This is a genomic window from Xanthomonas sp. NCPPB 3005, from assembly GCF_041228095.2.
Lineage (GTDB): Bacteria > Pseudomonadota > Gammaproteobacteria > Xanthomonadales > Xanthomonadaceae > Xanthomonas_A > Xanthomonas_A bonasiae.
Genome location: NZ_CP166096.2, coordinates 4,141,688 through 4,160,564, shown reverse-complemented (window position 1 = coordinate 4,160,564; position 18,877 = coordinate 4,141,688). Strand labels below are relative to the sequence as shown.

Annotated in this window: 21 protein-coding genes, 2 tRNA genes and 1 other RNA gene; 15 read left to right on the top strand and 9 right to left on the bottom strand. The window is 71.2% G+C overall.

Annotated features, from left to right (window positions below; all coding sequences use genetic code 11):
* The first annotated feature begins 1 nt into the window (after position 1).
* Entirely contained in the window at positions 2–739 is a 738-nt protein-coding gene (gene dnaQ / locus AB8810_RS17900; RefSeq protein WP_179570640.1) for a DNA polymerase III subunit epsilon, read from the top strand.
* Positions 740–1,011: 272 nt separating this feature from the next.
* Here the strand turns inward: dnaQ and AB8810_RS17895 are convergent, their stop codons facing one another.
* The gene (locus tag AB8810_RS17895; RefSeq protein WP_145701570.1) at positions 1,012–1,716 is read right to left on the bottom strand and encodes a PP2C family serine/threonine-protein phosphatase; all 705 of its coding nucleotides are present in this window, start codon (positions 1,714–1,716) and stop codon (positions 1,012–1,014) included.
* Positions 1,717–1,922: 206 nt separating this feature from the next.
* On the opposite strand from AB8810_RS17895, the gene AB8810_RS17890 reads away from it, so the two are divergent.
* Positions 1,923–2,013: transfer RNA gene (locus AB8810_RS17890), tRNA-Ser, on the top strand.
* A 125-nt stretch (positions 2,014–2,138) separates the two neighbouring features.
* The gene (locus AB8810_RS17885) at positions 2,139–2,543 is read left to right on the top strand and encodes a DUF6165 family protein (RefSeq protein WP_179570641.1); all 405 of its coding nucleotides are present in this window, start codon (positions 2,139–2,141) and stop codon (positions 2,541–2,543) included.
* Positions 2,544–2,606: 63 nt separating this feature from the next.
* Here AB8810_RS17885 and AB8810_RS17880 read toward each other — a convergent pair whose 3' ends face one another.
* Both AB8810_RS17880 and AB8810_RS17875 read right to left on the bottom strand, forming a co-directional pair.
* Positions 2,607–2,864 carry a DUF2798 domain-containing protein gene (locus AB8810_RS17880; protein ID WP_179570642.1) on the bottom strand — a complete coding sequence of 86 codons (258 nt, stop codon included), beginning with the start codon at positions 2,862–2,864 and terminating at the stop codon, positions 2,607–2,609.
* 200 nt (positions 2,865–3,064) lie between these two features.
* The gene (locus tag AB8810_RS17875; RefSeq protein ID WP_369914433.1) at positions 3,065–4,114 is read right to left on the bottom strand and encodes a glycosyltransferase family 9 protein; all 1,050 of its coding nucleotides are present in this window, start codon (positions 4,112–4,114) and stop codon (positions 3,065–3,067) included.
* Positions 4,115–4,134: 20 nt separating this feature from the next.
* Between AB8810_RS17875 and AB8810_RS17870 the strand changes: the two genes are divergently transcribed.
* From AB8810_RS17870 to AB8810_RS17840, 7 genes are read left to right on the top strand one after another with little or no spacing between them, the layout of a single operon-like run.
* The gene (locus tag AB8810_RS17870) at positions 4,135–4,884 is read left to right on the top strand and encodes a 3-deoxy-D-manno-octulosonic acid kinase (RefSeq protein ID WP_179570644.1); all 750 of its coding nucleotides are present in this window, start codon (positions 4,135–4,137) and stop codon (positions 4,882–4,884) included.
* Positions 4,884–5,639 (top strand): MBL fold metallo-hydrolase, encoded by a 756-nt coding sequence (locus tag AB8810_RS17865; protein WP_191825030.1) that lies wholly within the window; start codon positions 4,884–4,886, stop codon positions 5,637–5,639. Before AB8810_RS17870 ends, AB8810_RS17865 begins: the two co-directional genes overlap by 1 nt.
* Positions 5,636–6,676 carry a GTP 3',8-cyclase MoaA gene (gene moaA / locus AB8810_RS17860; protein ID WP_369914432.1) on the top strand — a complete coding sequence of 347 codons (1,041 nt, stop codon included), beginning with the start codon at positions 5,636–5,638 and terminating at the stop codon, positions 6,674–6,676. The genes AB8810_RS17865 and moaA overlap by 4 nt, the downstream gene beginning before the upstream one ends.
* 5 nt (positions 6,677–6,681) lie before the next feature.
* A complete protein-coding gene (locus AB8810_RS17855; protein WP_179570647.1) occupies positions 6,682–7,059 on the top strand; it encodes a DUF4440 domain-containing protein in 378 nt (125 codons plus the stop codon).
* Positions 7,060–7,090: 31 nt separating this feature from the next.
* On the top strand, positions 7,091–7,606 hold the full coding sequence (moaC, locus tag AB8810_RS17850; protein WP_179570648.1) for a cyclic pyranopterin monophosphate synthase MoaC: 516 nt from the start codon (positions 7,091–7,093) through the stop codon (positions 7,604–7,606).
* Positions 7,603–7,848 carry a MoaD/ThiS family protein gene (locus AB8810_RS17845; protein WP_369914431.1) on the top strand — a complete coding sequence of 82 codons (246 nt, stop codon included), beginning with the start codon at positions 7,603–7,605 and terminating at the stop codon, positions 7,846–7,848. The genes moaC and AB8810_RS17845 overlap by 4 nt, the downstream gene beginning before the upstream one ends.
* A 3-nt stretch (positions 7,849–7,851) precedes the next feature.
* Positions 7,852–8,280, top strand: coding sequence for a molybdenum cofactor biosynthesis protein MoaE (locus tag AB8810_RS17840; RefSeq protein ID WP_179570649.1), 429 nt, complete (start codon positions 7,852–7,854; stop codon positions 8,278–8,280).
* A gap of 298 nt (positions 8,281–8,578) precedes the next feature.
* Here AB8810_RS17840 and ffs read toward each other — a convergent pair.
* Both ffs and AB8810_RS17830 read right to left on the bottom strand, forming a co-directional pair.
* Positions 8,579–8,675: signal recognition particle sRNA small type (gene ffs / locus AB8810_RS17835), an RNA gene on the bottom strand.
* Positions 8,676–8,774: 99 nt separating this feature from the next.
* A tRNA-Ser gene (locus AB8810_RS17830) sits at positions 8,775–8,867 on the bottom strand.
* 239 nt (positions 8,868–9,106) lie between these two features.
* Here AB8810_RS17830 and dnaX point away from each other — a divergent pair.
* The 4 genes from dnaX (at position 9,107) to AB8810_RS17810 (ending at position 12,502) form a co-directional block, all read left to right on the top strand.
* Positions 9,107–10,972: a DNA polymerase III subunit gamma/tau gene (gene dnaX / locus AB8810_RS17825; RefSeq protein WP_369914430.1), complete on the top strand. Its 1,866-nt coding sequence runs from the start codon at positions 9,107–9,109 to the stop codon at positions 10,970–10,972.
* Between the two features lie 6 nt (positions 10,973–10,978).
* Positions 10,979–11,299, top strand: a complete 321-nt coding sequence (locus AB8810_RS17820; protein WP_003479775.1) for a YbaB/EbfC family nucleoid-associated protein — start codon at positions 10,979–10,981, stop codon at positions 11,297–11,299.
* Positions 11,300–11,396: 97 nt separating this feature from the next.
* Positions 11,397–12,008 (top strand): recombination mediator RecR, encoded by a 612-nt coding sequence (gene recR, locus AB8810_RS17815; protein WP_179570651.1) that lies wholly within the window; start codon positions 11,397–11,399, stop codon positions 12,006–12,008.
* Between the two features lie 146 nt (positions 12,009–12,154).
* Positions 12,155–12,502, top strand: coding sequence for a histidine triad nucleotide-binding protein (locus AB8810_RS17810; RefSeq protein ID WP_003479777.1), 348 nt, complete (start codon positions 12,155–12,157; stop codon positions 12,500–12,502).
* Positions 12,503–12,610: 108 nt separating this feature from the next.
* Here the strand turns inward: AB8810_RS17810 and AB8810_RS17805 are convergent, their stop codons facing one another.
* The 4 genes from AB8810_RS17805 to AB8810_RS17790 are packed head-to-tail and all read right to left on the bottom strand — an operon-like array spanning position 12,611 to position 16,992.
* The gene (locus AB8810_RS17805) at positions 12,611–13,138 is read right to left on the bottom strand and encodes a Slp family lipoprotein (protein WP_179570652.1); all 528 of its coding nucleotides are present in this window, start codon (positions 13,136–13,138) and stop codon (positions 12,611–12,613) included.
* A complete protein-coding gene (locus tag AB8810_RS17800; protein ID WP_369914429.1) occupies positions 13,135–15,084 on the bottom strand; it encodes a transglutaminaseTgpA domain-containing protein in 1,950 nt (649 codons plus the stop codon). The genes AB8810_RS17805 and AB8810_RS17800 overlap by 4 nt, the downstream gene beginning before the upstream one ends.
* Positions 15,077–16,033, bottom strand: a complete 957-nt coding sequence (locus AB8810_RS17795) for a DUF58 domain-containing protein (RefSeq protein ID WP_369914428.1) — start codon at positions 16,031–16,033, stop codon at positions 15,077–15,079. The genes AB8810_RS17800 and AB8810_RS17795 overlap by 8 nt, the downstream gene beginning before the upstream one ends.
* Before the next feature lie 5 nt (positions 16,034–16,038).
* Positions 16,039–16,992, bottom strand: a complete 954-nt coding sequence (locus tag AB8810_RS17790) for a MoxR family ATPase (RefSeq protein WP_191825026.1) — start codon at positions 16,990–16,992, stop codon at positions 16,039–16,041.
* A 36-nt stretch (positions 16,993–17,028) separates the two neighbouring features.
* On the opposite strand from AB8810_RS17790, the gene AB8810_RS17785 reads away from it, so the two are divergent.
* A complete protein-coding gene (locus AB8810_RS17785) occupies positions 17,029–18,876 on the top strand; it encodes an ArnT family glycosyltransferase (RefSeq protein WP_369914426.1) in 1,848 nt (615 codons plus the stop codon).
* The last annotated feature ends 1 nt before the right edge of the window (position 18,877 follow it).

Sequence of the window (18,877 nt, the reverse complement as noted above, 5' to 3'; positions counted from 1 at the left end):
CATGCGTCAGATCATCCTCGATACCGAAACCACCGGCCTGGAATGGAAGAAGGGCAACCGCGTCGTCGAAATCGGCGCGGTGGAACTGCTCGAACGCCGCCCCAGCGGGCGCAACTTCCACCGCTATCTGCGCCCGGACTGCGACTTCGAACCCGGCGCGCAGGAAGTCACCGGCCTGACCCTGGAATTCCTCGCCGACAAGCCGGAATTCCACGAGGTGGTGGACGAGTTCCTGGCGTTCATCGACGGCGCCGAGCTGATCATCCACAACGCCTCGTTCGATCTGGGCTTCCTCGACTACGAGCTGTCGCGGCTGGGCGACTCTTACGGGCGCATCCTCGACCGCGCCACGGTCATCGACACGCTGCTGCTGGCGCGCGAGCGCTTCCCGGGCCAGCGCAATTCGCTGGACGCGCTGTGCAAGCGCTTGGGCGTGGACAACTCGCACCGGCAACTGCACGGCGCGCTGCTCGATGCGCAGATCCTCAGCGACGTCTATATCGCGCTGACCTCGGGGCAGGAGGAGATCGGCTTCGCCCTGGCCGACGAGCGCGGCAACCACGCCGACGGTCAACGCGCTGTGTTCGACATGGCGACGTTGCTGCCGCGGCCGCGGGTGCTGCCGACCGCGTCGGAGCTGGAGGCGCACCAGGCGCGGCTGGAAAAGATGCGCAAGAAGGCCGGGCGCGCGCTGTGGGACGCCGCCGAGCCGGCGCTGGCCGAGGCTGTCGCCGGCTGAGTCGCCGCGGCGCCGGGTGCTGGCGTTTGTCGGCGTGCGCCGGCGAGGTTCGCCACGCCGGTGCCGGAGCCGGTCCGTGCGGCAATGGCCCGGGACGCCGCACGGCCATCTCGGCATGTCGGTACAGCGGGGACATGACCCGGTAGGAGCGCGCGCGTACTGACGCAGCGGTGGCGCGCGGCTTCTTGTGATGGCACGCGCTGCGGCATCGATGCCGCCGGCCTGCCGCTACCGCGCTCGCGGCCGGCGCCGGTCGCGCCGCCTGCCTGCGCTCAGTGGCAGCGCACCAGGATCGCGGTGATGTTGTCCGAGCCGCCGCCGTCCAGCGCGGCCGCGACCAGCGTGTCCACGCATTCCTGCGCGCTGCAGTCGTCGTGGCCGAGCGTGGCGGCGATGCCGGGGTCGTCCACTTCCTCGGTCAGCCCGTCGCTGCACAGCAACAACTGCATGCCCGGGCGCAGTTCGCCGGTCATCGTGGCCACGTTGAGGTGCAGCGGATCGGTCACGCCCAGCGCCTGGGTGACCACGTTGCGGTGGGGATGCGCGCGCGCCTGCTCGGCGGTCAGCGCGCCCTGCGCGATCAGTTCCTGCACGTAGCTGTGGTCCTGGCTGAGCTGGGCCAGTTTGCCGTCGCGCCACAGGTAGGCGCGGCTGTCGCCGACCCAGGCCACCTCGAAGCGGTTGCCCTGCACGCGCGCGGCGACCACGGTGGTGCCCATCGGCAAGGTGTCGTTGCGCCGGCGCGAGGCGCGGATGATCTCTTCGTCGGCGATGCGGATCGCCTGCGCCAGCGGCGTGCCGCCGCGCACCTCGCGGACGATGGCCTCGCGCGCCAGCGCGCTGGCGACCTCGCCGCAGGCATGGCCGCCCATGCCGTCGGCGACCAGCCACAGGCCGAGCTCGTTGTCGCCGTAATAGGTGTCCTCGTTGAGTTCGCGGCGCAGGCCGACGTGGGTGAGGTGTCCGAATTCGATCATTGCGTGCCCGCGGCTGGCCCGGCTTCCTGTCATTCAAACGGCATCATCGCGGCCAAGCGGACATCAGGCAATCGCCGGCCGCGCCGCGGGGCAGGCGGGGTTCATGGCGGTATGGGGGTAGGGACCAGGCCGCCTTGCGACGCGGCGCTTGTCCGCGCGCGGCGGGAACCGTATGATGCACGCCCCCGGTCCGCCGGGGACCACCCGGGAAGGTGGCAGAGCGGTTGAATGTACCTGACTCGAAATCAGGCAGGCGTTTATAGCGCCTCGGGGGTTCGAATCCCCCCCTTCCCGCCAGTTTTGCAGAAGGCCCCGTCAGGGGCCTTTTGTTTTTGACGGCTGCGGCTGCGGCTGCGGCCGCGCCGACATGGCTTTAAGGCCTGCTCGTTACACTTCCTTTCAACTCTCGCCTGGGTGTGCCCATGTCCGAAATCCTCGTCCCCGTGTCCTTCGGCGAACTGCTCGACAAGATCGCCATCCTGCAGATCAAGTCCGAGCGCATCGGCGATGCGGCCAAGCTGGCCAACGTGCGCGCGGAGCTGTCGGCGCTGGAAAAGACCTGGATGGCGCATCCGGCCGCCAGCGGCGACGTCGCCCGCCTGCGTCTGGAGCTGAAGGCGGTCAACGAGCGCCTGTGGGTGATCGAGGACGAGATCCGGATCAAGGAGAAGGCGCAGGCCTTCGACGAGGAATTCATCAAGCTCGCCCGCAGCGTGTACTACGAGAACGACGAGCGCGCGCGGATCAAGAAGGAGATCAACCTGGCGCTGGGCTCCAGCTACGTCGAAGAGAAGTCCTACCAGGACTACCGCGGCGCGGCGTCCTGAGCGAAGCATCCGGGAGGCGTCGCCGCCTCCCGGTGCGGCCCGTGCGGGCCAGGGACGGGTGGATCAGGCGCGGGCGACCAGGAGTGCGGTCAGCCGGCGCACCAGCGGCAACGCCAGCAGCAGGGTGGGGAAGGCGATCAGCCACGACAACGCCCAGGCGCCCAGCCACAGCGCGTACACGCCCGGCGCCAGGCCGACCGTGCGCAGGGTACTGATCATCGAGACCACGCAGGTCATCAGGATCGACAACAACAGCGGCATCACCCAGCCGGCATGGCGGGGATGCAGCTTGCGCGGGAAAAACCGAGGGGAACGGGACATGGTGCGAACTCCGTAAGCCGGTCGAAGCAAAGGCGCCACCCGCACGCGCCGGGGCGCTGACGGGAAACGGCCCCGGACGAATCCGGCGCGGTTGGCGCGTTGCTTGACGTTAAACGCTTACGGCGGCGTCCGCAGACCGAAACGGTGGCGGACGCGCAGGCGCAATGGTAAAGCCGCGCTCGGCCCGCGCACAAGCCGGCTTACATGCCCTGGTCGGCGCGGTAGCGCTCGAACGCGGCGATCGCGTCGTCCACGCCGATCAGCGCCATCACCGCGTCGACTTCGATCTTGCTGCCCCATTTCAGGTGTTCGGCCGGTTTGCCGAGGAACTTGCGCGCCGCCGCGTCGTACTTGTCCACGCAGTAGCGGATGTCCGAATACGGGCCGCTGCGGCGCGGGTTGCTCGCCGCGTGCAGGCCCAGCACCTTGCTGCCCACGGCATTGGCGATGTGCATCGGGCCGGAGTCGGGAGTCATCACCAGCGCGGCGCGCTGCAGCAGCGCCGGCAGCTGCTTGAGCGTGTCGCGGCCGACCAGGTCCAGCGCCGGCGCGCGCATCGCCGCGACGATGGCATCGGCGGTGCTGCGCTCCAGGTCGCTGCGCCCGCCGCACAGCACCACCCGCCAGCCCTGCGCGGCGGCGTGGTCGGCGACCGCGGCGTAGCGGTCGGCGTACCAGTTGCGCCGCACGTGGCTGGAGCAGGGCGAGATCAGCAGCGCCGGGCGGCCGTCCTCGGGCCATTGCGCCTGCGCCCAGGCGTGCGCGTCGTCCGGGATCGGCAGGTCCCAGCGCACCTCGGTCTGGCGCAGGCCCAGCGGTTCGCAGAAGCTGCCGATCGCGTCGAGCACGTGGATGCCGGGGCGGTCGGGGATGCGCTCGTTGACGAACAGGCCGTGCAGGTCCTTGGAGCGGCTGCGGTCGTAGCCGATGCGGCGGCGCGCGCGAACGAACGCGGACAGCACGTTGGCGCGCAGCGCCACCTGCATCTGCAGCAGCGCATCGAAGCCCTGCGCCGGCAGGTCGCGGCGCAGCGCGCGCATGCCGGCCAGGCCGCTGCGCTTGTCGTAGTCGTGGAAAATCACTCCGGGCAGGCCGTCGAGCAGCCTGTGCCCGGCCTTGTCGATGATCCAGTGCAGCGGCGGCGCGGCGGGCCAGGCGCGCTGCAGGGTGCGGACCAGCGGCACCACATGGGTCACGTCCCCCAGCGCCGACAGGCGCAACATGCACAGCGAAGGGAGCGTTGCTGCCATGGTGTTGTTAGACTCGCTGAATGGTTGCATTCGACGCCACCGAAGCGCTGACGCCGTACCGCGAGGGCCGCGGCTATGGCGCCATTCTGTTCGACCGCCAACGGCTGCGGCAAGCCGAGCCGGCGCTGTTCTCCGCCGCGTACTGGGCCGAGCGCGCGCGCCCGGTGGACGAGGGCGGCCGCGGTGGCGCCTGGTTCGTCGATGCCCCGTTCGGCGCCAGCGTGCTGCGCCAGTACCGGCGCGGCGGCCTGGTCGCCAAGCTCAGCCGCGATCGCTACCTGTGGTCCGGCGCCGACCGTACCCGCAGCTTCGCCGAGTTCCGGCTGATGCGCGCGTTGATCGCGCGCAAGCTGCCGGTGCCGCGGCCGCTGGCTGCCTGCTACCTGCGCCAGGGGCTGCGCTACCGCGCTGCGATCCTGATGGAAAGGCTGGAAGGGGTGCGCTCGCTGGCCGACCGCGCGCATGTCGCCGGGCGCGGCGCGCCGTGGGAGGAGACCGGGCGGCTGGTCGCGCGCTTCCACCGCGCCGGGCTGGATCACGCCGATCTCAACGCGCACAACATCCTGTTCGACGGCAACGGCCGCGGCTGGCTGATCGATTTCGACCGTGGCGTGCTGCGTATTCCGGCCACGCGCTGGCGCGAGCGCAACCTCAAGCGCCTGCACCGCTCGCTGCTGAAGCTGCGCGGCGAGCGCAGCGTGGACGAGGTCAACAAGGACTACGCGCGCCTGCGCCGCGCCTACGACCTGGCCTGGAACCGGGGCTACTGATGGCCTGGGCGCTGCGCTTCCAGGGCGTCGGCAATGCGTCGGCGGTGGAACTGGGGTCGCCGATGGCCACGATCGAGCGCGATGGCGCGCCGTGGCTGAGCATCGACTGCGGCGGCGAAGGCCTGAGCGCCTATCAGGCGCACTATGCGGCGATGCCGCAGGCGCTGTTCGTGACCCATGTGCATCTGGACCACGTGGCCGGGTTCGAACGGCTGTTCGTGGACGCCTATTTCTCGGCGCGGCGCGGCAAGGTGCGGGTCTACGTGCCGGCGCCGGTGCTGCCGCTGCTGCATCGCCGGATCGGCGACTACCCGAACGTGCTGGCCGAGGGCGGCGCCAATTTCTGGGACGCGTTCCAGCTGATCGCGGTCGGCGATGCGTTCTGGCACGACGGGGTGCGGCTGGAGGTGTTCCCGGTGCGCCACCACTGGCCGGACACCGCCTACGGGCTGCGCCTGCAGGGTGCGCTGGTGTGGAGTGGCGATACCCGGCCGATCCCGGAAATGCTGAGCCGTTATGCCGGCGACGGCGAGCTGGTCGCGCATGACTGCGGCCTTCACGGCAATCCGTCGCATACTGGGGTGGATGACCTGGAACGGGAATATCCCGCCGAGTTGCTGCAACGCATGATGCTGTACCACTACGCCAGCGCCGAGGATGCCGAGGCCTTGCGTGCGCGCGGCCACCGCGTCGCGCGGCCGGGCGAGTGCGTGGCGCTGCAGACGCCGCGCGCGCCGCAGGTGCCGGCGCCATGAGCGCCGTCCTGCGTCCGCCGCTGCCGCTCGCGCCCATCGCGCCGTTGGATCGGCTGGGGCGGCCGTTGCGCGACCTGCGCCTGTCGGTGATCGAGGCCTGCAATTTCCGCTGCGGCTACTGCATGCCGGCCGACAAGGTGCCCGACGACTACGGCTTCGATGCGGCCTCGCGGTTGTCGTTCGAACAACTCGAGACGCTGGTGCGCGGCTTCGTGCGCAACGGCGTCAGCAAGCTGCGCCTGACCGGCGGCGAGCCGCTGCTGCGCCGCGACCTGCCCGAACTGGTACGGCGCCTGGCGCGCATTCCCGGTCTCCACGACCTGGCCATGACCACCAACGGTTCGCTGCTGGCGCGGCACGCGCAGGCCCTGCGCGATGCGGGATTGCGCCGGGTCACGGTGAGCCTGGACGCGATCGACGCGGCGACCTTCCGGCGCATGTCCGGCGACCGCGGCGAGGTGGCGCAGGTGCTGGCCGGCATCGACGCGGCGGTCGCGGCCGGGCTGGGGCCGGTGAAGATCAATTGCGTGGTCCAGCGCGGCATCAACGACGACCAGGTGCTGCCGCTGCTGGCGCACTTCCGTGGTAGCGGCCACGTGCTGCGTTTCATCGAATACATGGACGTGGGTACCTGCAATGCCTGGCGCCGCGAACGGGTGGTGCCTTCGGCCGAACTGCATGCGCGCATCGCCGCACGCTGGCCGTTGCGCGCGCTCGATCCGCACTACGTCGGCGAAGTCGCCGCGCGCCATGCCTTCGTCGATGGCGGCGGCGAGATCGGCTTCGTCAGTTCGGTCAGCGCGCCGTTCTGCGGCGATTGCCATCGCGCGCGCGTGTCGGCCGACGGCCAGCTCTACACTTGCCTGTTCGCCGCCGCCGGCACCGACCTGAAGCCGGCCCTGGCCGGCGGCGAGGACGCGCTGGCCGAGCGCGTGCGGGCGCTGTGGGGCCAGCGCGGCGACCGCTACAGCGAACTGCGCGGCGATGCGCGTGCGGCGCGCGGCAAGCACGTCGAGATGTTCCTGATCGGCGGATGAGCGGAATGGACGAGGCGCTGAAGCAGCGGTTGTTCGCGCTGGAGCTGGAATTGCTGGAGCCGGCCACGCGCGCCTCGGTGGCGCGGTTGTCGGCGCTGCTCGACGAGGCGTTCGTCGAATTCGGCGCGTCCGGGCGAAGCATCGACAGACAGGCGTTGCTGCAGGCATTGCCGGCAGAGGCCGGCGCGGTCCGCTATCGCGCGTTCGATTTGCAGGCGTGGTTGCCGGCGCCGGATCTGGCGCAGCTGCGCTATCGCAGCGAGCGCCGCGATGGCGACGGCGCGCCGGTGCGGCATGCGCTGCGCAGTTCGCTGTGGCGCTGCCGCGACGGCGAATGGCGCATGCTGTTCCACCAGGGCACGCCGATTCCCGGCGCCGCCTGAGCAAGGTGCCGTGGGAGCGGCAGCGCAGTCTATGAGCGAAGAAAAGGCCAACTACGCCGTCGCGGCGCGCAAGCGGCTGACCCATCTGGACCCGCAGGGGCTGCCGACGATGGTGGACGTCTCGGCCAAGGCCGTCACCGCGCGCGTCGCGGTGGCCGAGTCGCGGGTACGCTTTCCCGCGGCGGTGGCCGCGCAATTGCGCGCCGACGCGCTACGCAGCGCCAAGGGCGGCATCGTCGACACCGCGGTGATCGCCGGCACCATGGCGGTCAAGCGCACCCACGAACTGATCCCGTTCTGCCATCCGTTGCCGATCGACGGCTGCCGCTTCGCGATCGACTGGGCGTCGCCGCAGGTGCTGCGGATCGAATGCACCGTGCGCACCGTGCACCGCACCGGCGTGGAGATGGAGGCGCTGACCGGCGCCAGCGTCGCCGCGCTGACCGTCTACGACATGTGCAAGGCGCTGACCCACGCGATGACGATCGGCCCGGTGCGGCTGCTCGGCAAGCGCGGCGGCAAGCGCGACGTCGGGAGCGCGGCATGAGCGTGCGCGTGACCGTGCTGTATTTCGCCAGCCTGCGCGAGGCGGCGGGCATCGAGCGCGAACAGGTGCAGACCGCGGTCGCCGACCTGCGCGCGCTGTACGCCGAACTCGACGCGCGGCATGGCCTGCGCTGGCCCTCGCAGCGCCTGCGCGTGGCCGTGGACGGCGCCTTCGTGGGCTGGGACGACGCGCTGCGCGAGGGCAGCGAAGTGGTGTTCATTCCGCCGGTCTCGGGAGGCTGACCAATGTCCGACACGCACCGCTTCCATCTCGCCGACAGCGCCCTCGACATCGCCGCGCTGCGCGCGCCGTTGGCGCATGCGCAGGCCGGCGCCTACGCCAGTTTCGAAGGCTGGGTGCGCGACCACAACGATGGCCGCGCGGTCGATGGCCTGCGCTACGAGGCCTATGCGGCGCTGGCCGAGGCCGAAGGCCGGCGCATCGCCGACGAAGCCCTGGCCCGCTTCGACATCCTCGACCTGCGTTGCGTGCATCGCGTCGGCGACCTGGCGATCGGCGACCTGGCGGTCTGGGTGGGCGTGGTCGCGGCGCACCGCGACGCCGCCTTCGGCGCCTGCCGCTACGTCATCGACGAGGTCAAGGCGCGGGTGCCGATCTGGAAGCGCGAGCGCTACCGCGAAGGCGATGCCGGCTGGTTGCACCCGGAGACCTAGCGCCTGCGGTGTCGGCCGCGACGCGGCGGACCAGCAGGCGCGAACCGCGCAAGCCGGCGTCGAATCGGCCCGTGCGGCTGCGCTGCGAAATTAGGGTGGCGACCCCGCCGGCTGACCGCGCTGAGGGAGCGCTGCCGTTGCGGGAATGTCCGGGCCGTCGCCACGGCCGGTGCCAATGACTGGCCAGGACTTGAGCGGATTGCCGCCATGCGATCCATGGCCATAGCTCGCGCGGACAACGCCATCTGTAAAGGCGTCGAATCGACCCGTGCGGCTGTGTTGCAGAATTAGGGTGGCGACCCCGCCGGCTGACCTCGGCGCCCGCGTCGATCGATACCGTTGCTGCCTTCCGGCCCTGGCGGAGTTTTCGACCTAGCGTCGCGAGGGGCCGACGGGGCCACCATAGAGACGAAACCGCGCCGTGGCGCGGTCTTTCCCTTTGAGTTCTTTCGCCGGCGGCGAAGAAACCCTGCGAGGGAAGCGCAATTCGAATCTGGCGGAGAGAGGGGGATTCGAACCCCCGAAGCGCGGTTTAGACGCTTACACACTTTCCAGGCGTGCTCCTTCAACCACTCGGACACCTCTCCGGACCTGCCGGCGCGAGGTAGCCGACGGCAGGGGCGGGATTCTAGCCGTCGCGGGCCCCGTTAACAAGGAGAGCTGCCTGCGGAAGCGGGGACGCGCCGCCAGTGCCGGTTTCCGGTCGCGGAAGCGCGCTGGCCGGCCGCCGTCCTGGCCAGTGGCGGCGGGCCGGTCGCGGCTGCCGCTGAACGATCGACGCGGCGCGACATGGCACAATGGCGGTTCAGATGAAGACGGTTGCCTGATGTCCTATCTCGTTCTCGCCCGCAAGTGGCGCCCCAAGCGTTTTGCCGAGCTGGTGGGGCAGGAGCACGTGGTCCGCGCGCTCACCAATGCGCTGGACAGCGGGCGCGTGCACCACGCGTTCCTGTTCACCGGCACCCGCGGCGTCGGCAAGACCACCATCGCGCGGATCTTCGCCAAGTCGCTGAACTGCGAGCAGGGCACCAGCGCCGACCCGTGCGGCCAGTGCCCGGCGTGCCTGGACATCGACGCCGGCCGCTACATCGACCTGCTGGAGATCGACGCCGCGTCCAACACCGGCGTGGACGACGTGCGCGAGGTGATCGAGAACGCGCAGTACATGCCCTCGCGCGGCAAGTACAAGGTGTACCTGATCGACGAAGTGCACATGCTGTCCAAGGCGGCGTTCAACGCGCTGCTGAAGACGCTGGAAGAGCCGCCGGAGCACGTCAAGTTCCTGCTGGCGACCACCGACCCGCAGAAGCTGCCGGTGACGGTGCTGTCGCGCTGCCTGCAGTTCAATCTCAAGCGCCTGGACGAGGAGCAGATCCAGGGGCAGATGACCAGGATTCTGGCCGCCGAGCAGATCGAGGTCGATGCCTCGGCGATCGTGCAGCTGGCCAAGGCCGCCGACGGCAGCCTGCGCGACGGCCTGTCGCTGCTCGACCAGGCCATCGCCTACGCCGGTGGCGCGCTGCGCGACGACGTGGTGCGGGCGATGCTGGGCACGGTCGACCGCACCCAGGTCGGGGCGATGCTGGAGGCGCTGGCCGATGGCGACGGGCAGCGCCTGCTGCAGGTGGTCGCCGGGCTGGCCGAGTTCTCGCCGGACTGGGGCGGGGTGCTGGAGGCGCTGGCCGAGGCGCTGCACCGGATCCAGGTGCGGCAGCTGGTGCCGGGCGCGGCGGCGGCCGGCTTGGACGGGCTGGACCCGGCGCCGTTCGCCGAGCGCCTGCGTCCGGAAATCGTGCAGCTGTGGTACCAGATGGCCTTGAACGGCCGCCGCGATCTGTACCTGGCGCCGAGTCCGCGCGCCGGGTTCGAGATGGCGGTGCTGCGCATGCTGGCGTTCCGCCCGGCGGGCGCGGCGCCGCTGCCGGCCGCATCCGGGTCGGGGACGACGACGGAAGGCCGTGCGCCCGCCGCACCGGCGGCGGCGCCTGCTGCCGCTGCGGCCAGCGTCGCCACGCCGTCCGTCGCCGCGATGCCTGCGCCCGCCGCACCGATGATGGCGCCAGCGCCGACAGCGGCCGCGGTCGCAGACCAGCCGGCACCGGCACCCGCACCGGTCGCGGCGCCCGCCGTGCTCGACCCGCCGTGGGAAACCGCGGCACCGGCACCGGCAACGCCGCCCGCCGCGACCATGGCGCCGGTCGCGCCGGTCTCCGCGCCCGCGGCCGAGCCGGAAATGGCGATGGTGCCACCGCTGGCCGTCGCTGCGCGCACGCCGACCGAATACGCCGCGCCGCGCGTGCTGCACGCCGCCGAAGACTGGCTGGAACTGGTCGCCGATTGCGGCCTGACCGGGCCGTCGCGGCAGCTCGCGGCCAACTCGGCCTTCGTCAGCCACGCCGACGGCGTGCTGCGGCTGTCGCTGTCGCCGGGCTTCGAATACCTGCAGTCCGAGCGCTCGCTCGGCGAACTGGCCGCGGCGCTGGCCGACGCGCTGGGCAGCCGACCGAAGATCGTGATCGAAAGCGGCATCGCGGTCGATGCCGAGACCCTGCACGAGCGCTCGCACCGGCAGCGCGGCGAGCGCCAGAGCGCGGCCGAGACCGCGTTCCTGCACGACCCGGCGGTGCAAGCGCTGATCCAGCAGCAGGGCGCGCGGGTCGTGCCCGATTCCATCCGCCCCTACCAAGAGTAATCAAGCATGCGTGGGAACATCGCCCAATTGATGCAGCAGGCGCAGAAGATGCAGGAAAACCTGCAGCGCGCCCAGGAAGAACTGGCCCAGCTGGAAGTCACCGGCAGCGCCGGCGGCGGCATGGTCAGCGTGACCCTGACCGGCGCCAAGGAGTGCCGCAAGGTGCGGATCGATCCGAGCATCCTCTCCGACCAGGAGATGGCCGAGGATCTGATCGCCGCCGCCTTCAACGATGCCTCCAACAAGATCGACGCCGAGTCCAAGTCGCGGATGGGCGCGGCCACCGCCGGCATGCCGATCCCGCCGGGGATGAAGCTGCCTTTCTGAGCAGACGGGATTCGGGAATGGGGAGTGGGGATTCGCCAAGGCAAGAGCGAAGCCGCTGCGTCCCGATCCCGGATCCCGACGTCCGACTCCCGAATTCATGTCTTCCCTGCTCGAACAACTGATCGAGGCCTTCCGGATCCTGCCGGGCGTGGGCCAGAAGTCGGCGCAGCGCATGGCCTATCACGTGCTCGAGCGCGAGCGCGAAGGCGGGCTGCGCCTGGCGAACGTGCTGGCCGAGGCGGTGGAGAAGGTCGGCCACTGCACGCAGTGCCGCGATTTCAGCGAGACCGAGCTGTGCGCGATCTGCGCCAGCGCCGGACGCGACCGCCAGCAGCTGTGCGCGGTGGAGTCGCCCGCCGACCGCCTGGCGATCGAGCACGCCACCGGCTACCGCGGGCTGTACTTCATCCTGCAGGGGCGGCTGTCGCCGCTGGACGGCGTCGGCCCGCGCGAACTCGGCCTGGACCGGCTGGGGACGCGGCTGGCGCAGGGCGAGATCGCCGAATTGATCATCGCCACCAATTCCACCGTCGAAGGCGAGGCTACCGCGCACTATCTGGCGCAGCTGGCGCGCCGCCATGGGGTACGCCCGAGCCGGCTGGCGCAGGGCCTGCCGCTGGGCGGGGAACTGGAATACGTGGACCGCGGCACGCTGTCGCATGCGTTCGGCAGCCGCAACGAGGTCCCGCGGGGCGGCGCAGGCGAGTAGGGCCTGTCGTCAGGCTGCGCCGCTCCTGTGCGCGTGCACGGGAACAAGCACCAGGAAGGACGACGCGGGGGCCTCGCGCGGCAGTGCCTGCGTGCCGCCGAATTCGGCTATAACGACTGCCCCCTTTCCGCTGTGCGAGCCAGTCCATGGACACCATCTTCGGCAAGATCATCCGCCGCGAAATTCCCGCGAGCATCGTGTACGAGAACGACGACGTGCTCGGCTTCAAGGACATCGCGCCGCAGGCGCCGGTGCACGTGCTGTTCATTCCCAAGCAGGTGGAGATCCCCACCCTCGACGACCTGGCGCCGGAGCAGGCGCCGCTGGTCGGCAAGCTGGTGCTGGCCGCCGCCGCGTATGCGCGCGAGCAGGGCCTGGCCGAGGACGGCTACCGGGTGGTGATGAACTGCCGCGAGCATGCCGGGCAGACCGTGTTCCATCTGCACCTGCACCTGCTGGCCGGCGCGCCGCTGGGCCGCTTCGGCACGCCCTGAGCGGCCGGCGCGGCGCGATTGGCCACAGCCCTGCCGGACAAACAGAAAACGCCGCTTTTCAGCGGCGTTTTCTTCTCCATCATGGCACAACGCGTGCCAGCGGGCGGCTTACCACCAGCCGCGGCCCCAGCCCCAGCGCGGACCCCACGGATCCCACGGGCCCCAGGGGCCGTACGGGTAGGCGGGCACCACGTCGACCTGGCGCACCACCGGCCACAGGTAGACCACGTCGGCGTCGATCTTCGGCAGGCGGTAGTCGTATTCGCCGATGCGGGTGCTCTCGTAGCCGGCGACGTGGCCGATGAAGGTCACCTCGCGGCCGGGTTCGAACACCGCCGGGTCGTAGAAGCCGGAGCGGCAGGCGATGAAACGGCCGTCGCTGGCGTCGGCCGAGTCGCTGTCCGGGCGGCCGCTGGCGCTCAACGGCCGCGACAGCATCTGGAAGCAGGTCTGGCCCTGGCCGGGCTTGGTCTGGATGATCTTGCCGCCCCAGCGCACCGAGGTACCGACCTGCTGGCCGGCGACCGAGTCGCGCGGGGTGACGGTGGCGAATTGGCCTTGCAGCGGCTTGGGCGCGGTCGCGCAGGCTCCCAGGGCGAGAACGGCCAGGACGGGGAACAGCAATCGGATCTTCATCGAGATGCTCCGGTGTGCGGACGGTGCCTGCGCAGGTCGCGCAACAATGAAGCCCTGTCCGAATCAGCGCCAGCGTAGCGCGAATCAGCGAAACGTTGGCTGAGCGAAAGCAACGCGTTTGCCTCCATCACCTGGTGTACACGCAGCGCCCACGCCAAGGCCGGTTCGTGCGCCTCGCGGCCCAGGCCGAGCCGGGCGTAACGCCGGCCCAGCCGGCGCCAGGCGCGCAGCAGCGGGTCGCGCTCGCGTTCGCCGCGCGCCAGCAGCCAGGCCATCCAGCCCAACAGCAGTGCGGCGAAGCCGGCGAACAGGGCGACCAGTTGCGCCGGCTCCAGCTTGGCGATGCCCAGCTCGCTCAGCAGCCGCTGTTGGCGGTTGGCGTCGAAGGACAGCACCAGGTCGTTCCAGCCGCGGCGCAGCCAGTCGCCGACGTCGCGCAGCTGCCAGTCGGCGATGCCGCCCTGGGCGCCGGCAGCGCTGCCGAGGCGGTCCTCCAGTGTGTCGTAGATGCGTTCCGGGGCGACCGCGGCGGTCGGGTCCACGCGCACCCAGCCGCGCTGCGGCAGCCACACTTCGGCCCAGGCGTGGGCGTCCATGCGCCGCACCACCCAGTAGTCGCCGAACGGATTGCGGGTGCCGCCGGCGTAGCCGGTGACCACGCGCGCGGGGATGCCGGCGCCGCGCATCAGCACCACGAAGGCGGAGCTGAAGTGCTGGCAGAACCCGGCCTTCTGCTGGAACAGGAATTCGTCGACGCCGTCGCGGCCGGGCAGCGGCGTCTCCAGCGTGTAGGCGAAATCGCGGCGGATCCATTGCAGCGCGCGCGCCACGATCGCGGCGTCGTCGGCGCCGGCCTGTTGCCGCCATTGCCGGGCCAGCGCCAGGGTGCGCGGGTTGTAGCCGGGCGGCAGCGCCAGCGCGCGCTGGCGCTGCGCCGGCGTCAGCGCGCTCTCGAAGCGCAGCGGCGGCGCCGAGCGCAGGCGCCAGCGGCTCAGCGCGCCGAGCGGGCGCTCGCTGTGCAGCACGTAGTCGGCGGAAAGGCGGGTGCCCTCGGGTGCCTGCAGCGGCAGGTCCAGCGCGACCAGTTGGCGGCGGTCGGTCGGCTCGACCTCGATCTCGTAGTCCCACGCGTTCGCGCCGGTCTGCACCGCCGGCGCCGGCAGGTAGTCGTTGCCGCGTTGCGCACGCCAGGTGCTGCCGTCGAAATCCCACAGCACCGGCCCGCGCCAGTAGCGCTGCGCCGGCGCGGGCACGCGGCCGAAGAACTGCACGCGCAGCGCCGGGGTGTCGTCGGCCATCAGGTCCAGCCACTGGCCGGGACTCATCGTGTCCGACAGGCCAGGCCGCGCCAGCGCGCGCTCGGGTACGCCCCACAGCGGCGAGCCCAACCGCGGGAACAGCCAGAACGCGGCCAGTGCCAGCGGCAGGCCCAGCGCCAGCAGCCGGCCGACGCCGCGCAGTTGGCCGCGCAGCGGCGGCGCCGCGCTGTGGCCTTCCTGATCGGCCAGGCGCTGCATGCACAGCAGCGCGGCGATCACCGCGGCCAGTCCGAGCAGCATCGTGACCGGTCCCTGGTCCAGCAGGAACGCGGCGAACGGCGCGAACAGGGCGAAGCCGAGCAGGCTGCGCGCGTCGCGCAGCGTCTTCAGTTCCGACGGCTTGATCGCCAGCATCGCCGCGAGCATGGCGCAGCCGGTGTCGCGGCCGAAGCGCATGCCGACCTGCCAGTAGATCGCCGCCAGCATCGCCGCCACCAGCAGCAGGCGCAGCGCGGCCGGCAGCGGTCGCCATGCCGAGCTGGCGCCGATCAGCAGCGCGGTCGCCGCGAACAGCAGCGCCAGCGCGCCAGGCAACTGCAGCAGCAGCGGCAGCAGCGACAGCAGGCCGGCGGCGAGTGCCCAGTGGCGGCTGGCGTCGCTCAGCGCGGGCGAGCGCGGCTCAGCCATGCGGCAGCAGCGCCAGTGCGCGCAGGCACAGGTGCCGGTGTTGCGGGCCGCGGCCCGGACCCAGCGGCGGCTGCCCCGGCAGCAGCAGGCGGTAGCGGCGGCCGTCGCGCTCGGCCTCGTTGACCCAGCGCGCCAGCCGCGCGATGCGGCGCTCGTAGGGCAGCGCCGGCAGGGTGCGCCAGTCCAGCACCACGTCCACGCCGATCGGGCGTTCGTATTCGCGCACCAGCAGCGTGTCGCGGCGCGCCGAGTGCTTCCAGGAGATCGCGCGCGGCGCATCGCCGGCGCGGTACGGGCGCAACTGGTGCAGCTCTTCGCCGAGCGCGTGCAGGCGGGTCTGGGTCGGGGTGCCGTCGCCGTGCGGCAGCGGCGGCCCGTCGTGTTCCGGTTGCGGGTAAACCAACAGCGGCGCGTCCGGCCAGAACCAGGCCCAGGCGCGCAGCAGGCCCAGCGGCTGGGTGGTGGAAACGCGGATGCGCTGCAGGTCGAGCCAGCCGCGGCGTTCAGTGGGCAGCTCCAGGTCGGCTTCGTTGGCGCCGTCGCCGTGCAGGTCGATGTAGGTGTGCCGGTCGGCATGCGCCACGCGCAGGCCGCGGCGGGGCCGGGCGTCGTCGGCGGCCAGCGCCAGGCGTAGCCGCAGCGGGGTGCCGGCCGCGACCGGTTCGGCCGACAGCGCGTCCAGGCGCAGTCCCGACAGCTGCAGGTGCGCCGCGATCGCGCTGGCGATGGCGGCCGCGCCGAGCAGCATCGCCAGCAGCAAGGCGGGGTTGTTGTTGTAGTTCAGCGCGCCGAGCAGCATTGCGCCGAGCAGCAGCGCCAGGAAGCCGCCGAACGGCGTGGGCAGGATGTAGATCCGGCGCCGGTCCAGCCGTACCGGCAGCGGCTCGGGATCGCGCGGCCGCGCCAGCCGTGCCAGCACCTGCCGCCACTCGCGCAGCCGTGCCCGCATTCGGGTCAGTCCACCGCGACGCTGTGCAGGATCGCCTTGGCCAGCGCTTGCCCGGAGGCCGATTCCTGTTCGGCCACCAGGCGGTGCTCTGCGACCGCCACGAACAGCGCCTGCACGTCCTCGGGCAGCGCATGCGCGCGACCCAGCAGCAGCGCGTGCGCCTTGGCCGCGCGCAGCAGCGCGATGCCGGCGCGCGGCGACAGGCCCACGCGCACGCCCGGATGCTGGCGGCTGCGCGCGAGCAGCGCCTGCACGTAGCCGACCAGCGCGTCGCTGGCATGGATCTGCTCCACGCTGTGCCGCAGCGTGGCCATGTCGGTGTCGCTGAGCAGCGGCCGCGCCTGTGCGATCAGGTCGCGGCGGTCGCTGCCGCTGAGCAGCGCGCGTTCGGATTCGGCGTTGGGATAGCCCAGCGCCAGCCGCAGCAGGAAGCGGTCCAGCTGCGAATCGGGCAGCGGGAAGGTGCCCGACAGGTCCACCGGATTCTGCGTGGCGATGACGAAGAACGGCGCCGGCAGCGGATGCGTGGTGCCGTCCAGCGTGACCTGCTGTTCGGCCATCGCTTCCAGCAGCGCGCTCTGCGTGCGCGGCGGCGCGCGGTTGATCTCGTCGGCGAGCAGCACGTGCGCGAACACCGGGCCGGGATGGAACTGGAACTGGCGCGATTGCGCGTCGTACACCGACACGCCGAGCACGTCGGCCGGCAGCAGGTCGGAGGTGAACTGCACGCGCTGGAAGCTCAATCCCAGGCTCGCGGCCAGCGCATGCGCCAGCGTGGTCTTGCCCAGCCCGGGCAGATCCTCGATCAGCAGATGTCCGCCGGACAACAGCGCGACAAACGCCAGCCGCACCTGTTGTGGCTTGCCCAACACCAGCGAATTGACCTGCTGCTGCGCCTGCGCGAGCGCCTCGCGCAGCGTATCGGTTAGCATTTCCGGCAAGCGGGGCGGAGTAGGCATCGCATTCTCGCAACGGTTTAGGGGAGTCTAAAGGCAATGCAAGGCGAACAACGTGCACGCACCACCTTCATGGTGCTGTGGATGCTGGTCACCGCAGCCAAGCTGCTGGTGGCCGCGCGCCTGCCGTTGTTCGTCGACGAGGCGTTCTATTGGCAGGAAGGCCAGCACCTGGCCGCCGCCTATTCGGATCTGCCCGGGCTGACCGCCTGGCTGGCGCGGCTGGGCGTGGCGCTCGGCGGCGAGCACCTGCTGGCGCTGCGCGCGCCGTTCCTGCTGGTGTCGGCAGCGATGCCGTGGCTGATCGCGCGCATCGCCACGCGCTGGTTCGGTGCGGTGGCCGGTTGGCGTGCCGGCAGCCTGACCTTGCTGATGCCGCTGTCGGGCACGCTCGGCATCCTCGCCCTGCCGGACGTGCCGATGGCGCTGGCGACGATCCTGTGCATGGACGCCAGCGCGCGGCTGCTGCGCCAGATCGATGCAATGAGCGCGGTGGAGCTGGCGCTGGGCCTGACCCTGGGCGCGCTGAGCCATTACCGCTTCGCCGGGGTGATCGGGGTCGGCGCGATCGCGCTGCTGCTGATCCCGCAGGGTCGGCGCATGCTGCGCGATCCGCAGGTGTGGGTGGCGCTGGCGATGGGCATCGTCGCCTGGCTGCCGTTGCTGGCCTGGAACGCCGACAACGGCGAGGCCGGGGTCAGGTTCCAGCTGATCGACCGGCATCCGTGGAGTTTCCAGCCCAGCGGCATCGCCTTCGTGCTGATCCAGGGCCTGCTGGTCACGCCGCTGCTGGCGGTGGCGATGTGGAAAGTGGCGCTGGTGGCCACGCGCGGCGGCGGCAGCGGTGGCGCGCGCGTGCAGTGGCGCTATTTCGGCCTGCTCGGCGGCGTGTCCACGCTGGGCATCTTCCTGCTCGGCTTCTTCACCGATGCCGAGCGCATCAGTTTCCATTGGCCGTTGCCGGGCTACCTGGCCTTGCTGATCGCCGCGCCGGTGATCCTCCACGGCTGGCCGAAGCCGCTGCGCCGCGCGACCTGGCTGCTGACCGGGCTGGGCCTGGTCGGCGCGTTCGGCTACTACCTGGCGGTGTCGGTGCCGGCGGTGCGCGAGCATGCCGCCGGCGACAAGTACTACCCGCGCAACTTCGCCGGCTGGAAGCCGCTGGCGTCGGCGGTACGCCGCGAACTGGCGGCGATGCCGGCGGGCACCCAGGTGCTGGCCGACAATTTCAAGGTCGGCGCCGAGCTCGGTTTCGAACTGGGCGATGCCGACATCGAGGTGCTGCCGCATCCGCTGAACGACAAGCACGGGCGCAGCGCGCAGCTGCGCCAGTGGGGCCTGCTCAGCGACGGCCGGCGCGATGGGCCGCGGCTGCTGGTGCTGTCGCCCAGCGACATGAAATACCGGCTGCTGCTGCAGCGCTATCACGCGGTCTGCGAGCTGGTCGGCCCGTTGCCGCCGCCGAAGGTGGTATCCAGCGATCACGGCAGCCAGCGCTTCCTGCTGTTCGCGCTGCCGGCGCAGCGCCTGCCGGGTCCGTGCACGACGCCGGCGATGGCCTGGTTCAATGCGCCGGAGGTGGGCGACAAGGTGGCGCCCCATTTCGCGGTGTCCGGCTGGGCGTTCAAGGACGGCGTGGGCATCGCCCGGGTCGAGGTGCTGCTCGACGGCAAGGTCGCCGCGCAGGCGCGCTACGGCGAGAACTACGACATCACCGCGTTCTGGAAGATCTCCACCGATCCGGGCCATCCCAACGTCGGCTTCCGCGCCGAGCTCGATGCCAGCGGATTGGCGCCGGGCACGCATTGGCTCGGCCTGCGCCTGCATGGCCGCGACGGCAGCGTCGAGCAGTGGTGGGAGCAGCCGATCGAACTGCGCCGCCGCTGAT

Excerpts from the sequence above, each read along its gene's own strand:
- AB8810_RS17800 (WP_369914429.1), bottom strand. The coding sequence starts at position 15,084 with ATGGCTGAGCCGCGCTCGCCCGCGCTGAGCGACGCCAGCCGCCACTGG.
- dnaQ (WP_179570640.1), top strand. The coding sequence starts at position 2 with ATGCGTCAGATCATCCTCGATACCGAAACCACCGGCCTGGAATGGAAG.
- AB8810_RS17855 (WP_179570647.1), top strand. The coding sequence starts at position 6,682 with ATGGACGAGGCGCTGAAGCAGCGGTTGTTCGCGCTGGAGCTGGAATTG.
- AB8810_RS17840 (WP_179570649.1), top strand. The coding sequence starts at position 7,852 with ATGTCCGACACGCACCGCTTCCATCTCGCCGACAGCGCCCTCGACATC.
- AB8810_RS17895 (WP_145701570.1), bottom strand. The coding sequence starts at position 1,716 with ATGATCGAATTCGGACACCTCACCCACGTCGGCCTGCGCCGCGAACTC.
- moaC (WP_179570648.1), top strand. The coding sequence starts at position 7,091 with ATGAGCGAAGAAAAGGCCAACTACGCCGTCGCGGCGCGCAAGCGGCTG.
- AB8810_RS17805 (WP_179570652.1), bottom strand. The coding sequence starts at position 13,138 with ATGAAGATCCGATTGCTGTTCCCCGTCCTGGCCGTTCTCGCCCTGGGA.
- AB8810_RS17880 (WP_179570642.1), bottom strand. The coding sequence starts at position 2,864 with ATGTCCCGTTCCCCTCGGTTTTTCCCGCGCAAGCTGCATCCCCGCCAT.
- recR (WP_179570651.1), top strand. The coding sequence starts at position 11,397 with ATGTCTTCCCTGCTCGAACAACTGATCGAGGCCTTCCGGATCCTGCCG.
- AB8810_RS17875 (WP_369914433.1), bottom strand. The coding sequence starts at position 4,114 with ATGGCAGCAACGCTCCCTTCGCTGTGCATGTTGCGCCTGTCGGCGCTG.
- AB8810_RS17845 (WP_369914431.1), top strand. The coding sequence starts at position 7,603 with ATGAGCGTGCGCGTGACCGTGCTGTATTTCGCCAGCCTGCGCGAGGCG.
- AB8810_RS17885 (WP_179570641.1), top strand. The coding sequence starts at position 2,139 with ATGTCCGAAATCCTCGTCCCCGTGTCCTTCGGCGAACTGCTCGACAAG.
- AB8810_RS17795 (WP_369914428.1), bottom strand. The coding sequence starts at position 16,033 with ATGCGGGCACGGCTGCGCGAGTGGCGGCAGGTGCTGGCACGGCTGGCG.
- AB8810_RS17870 (WP_179570644.1), top strand. The coding sequence starts at position 4,135 with ATGGTTGCATTCGACGCCACCGAAGCGCTGACGCCGTACCGCGAGGGC.
- dnaX (WP_369914430.1), top strand. The coding sequence starts at position 9,107 with ATGTCCTATCTCGTTCTCGCCCGCAAGTGGCGCCCCAAGCGTTTTGCC.
- moaA (WP_369914432.1), top strand. The coding sequence starts at position 5,636 with ATGAGCGCCGTCCTGCGTCCGCCGCTGCCGCTCGCGCCCATCGCGCCG.
- AB8810_RS17820 (WP_003479775.1), top strand. The coding sequence starts at position 10,979 with ATGCGTGGGAACATCGCCCAATTGATGCAGCAGGCGCAGAAGATGCAG.
- AB8810_RS17865 (WP_191825030.1), top strand. The coding sequence starts at position 4,884 with ATGGCCTGGGCGCTGCGCTTCCAGGGCGTCGGCAATGCGTCGGCGGTG.
- AB8810_RS17790 (WP_191825026.1), bottom strand. The coding sequence starts at position 16,992 with ATGCCTACTCCGCCCCGCTTGCCGGAAATGCTAACCGATACGCTGCGC.
- AB8810_RS17810 (WP_003479777.1), top strand. The coding sequence starts at position 12,155 with ATGGACACCATCTTCGGCAAGATCATCCGCCGCGAAATTCCCGCGAGC.
- AB8810_RS17785 (WP_369914426.1), top strand. The coding sequence starts at position 17,029 with ATGCAAGGCGAACAACGTGCACGCACCACCTTCATGGTGCTGTGGATG.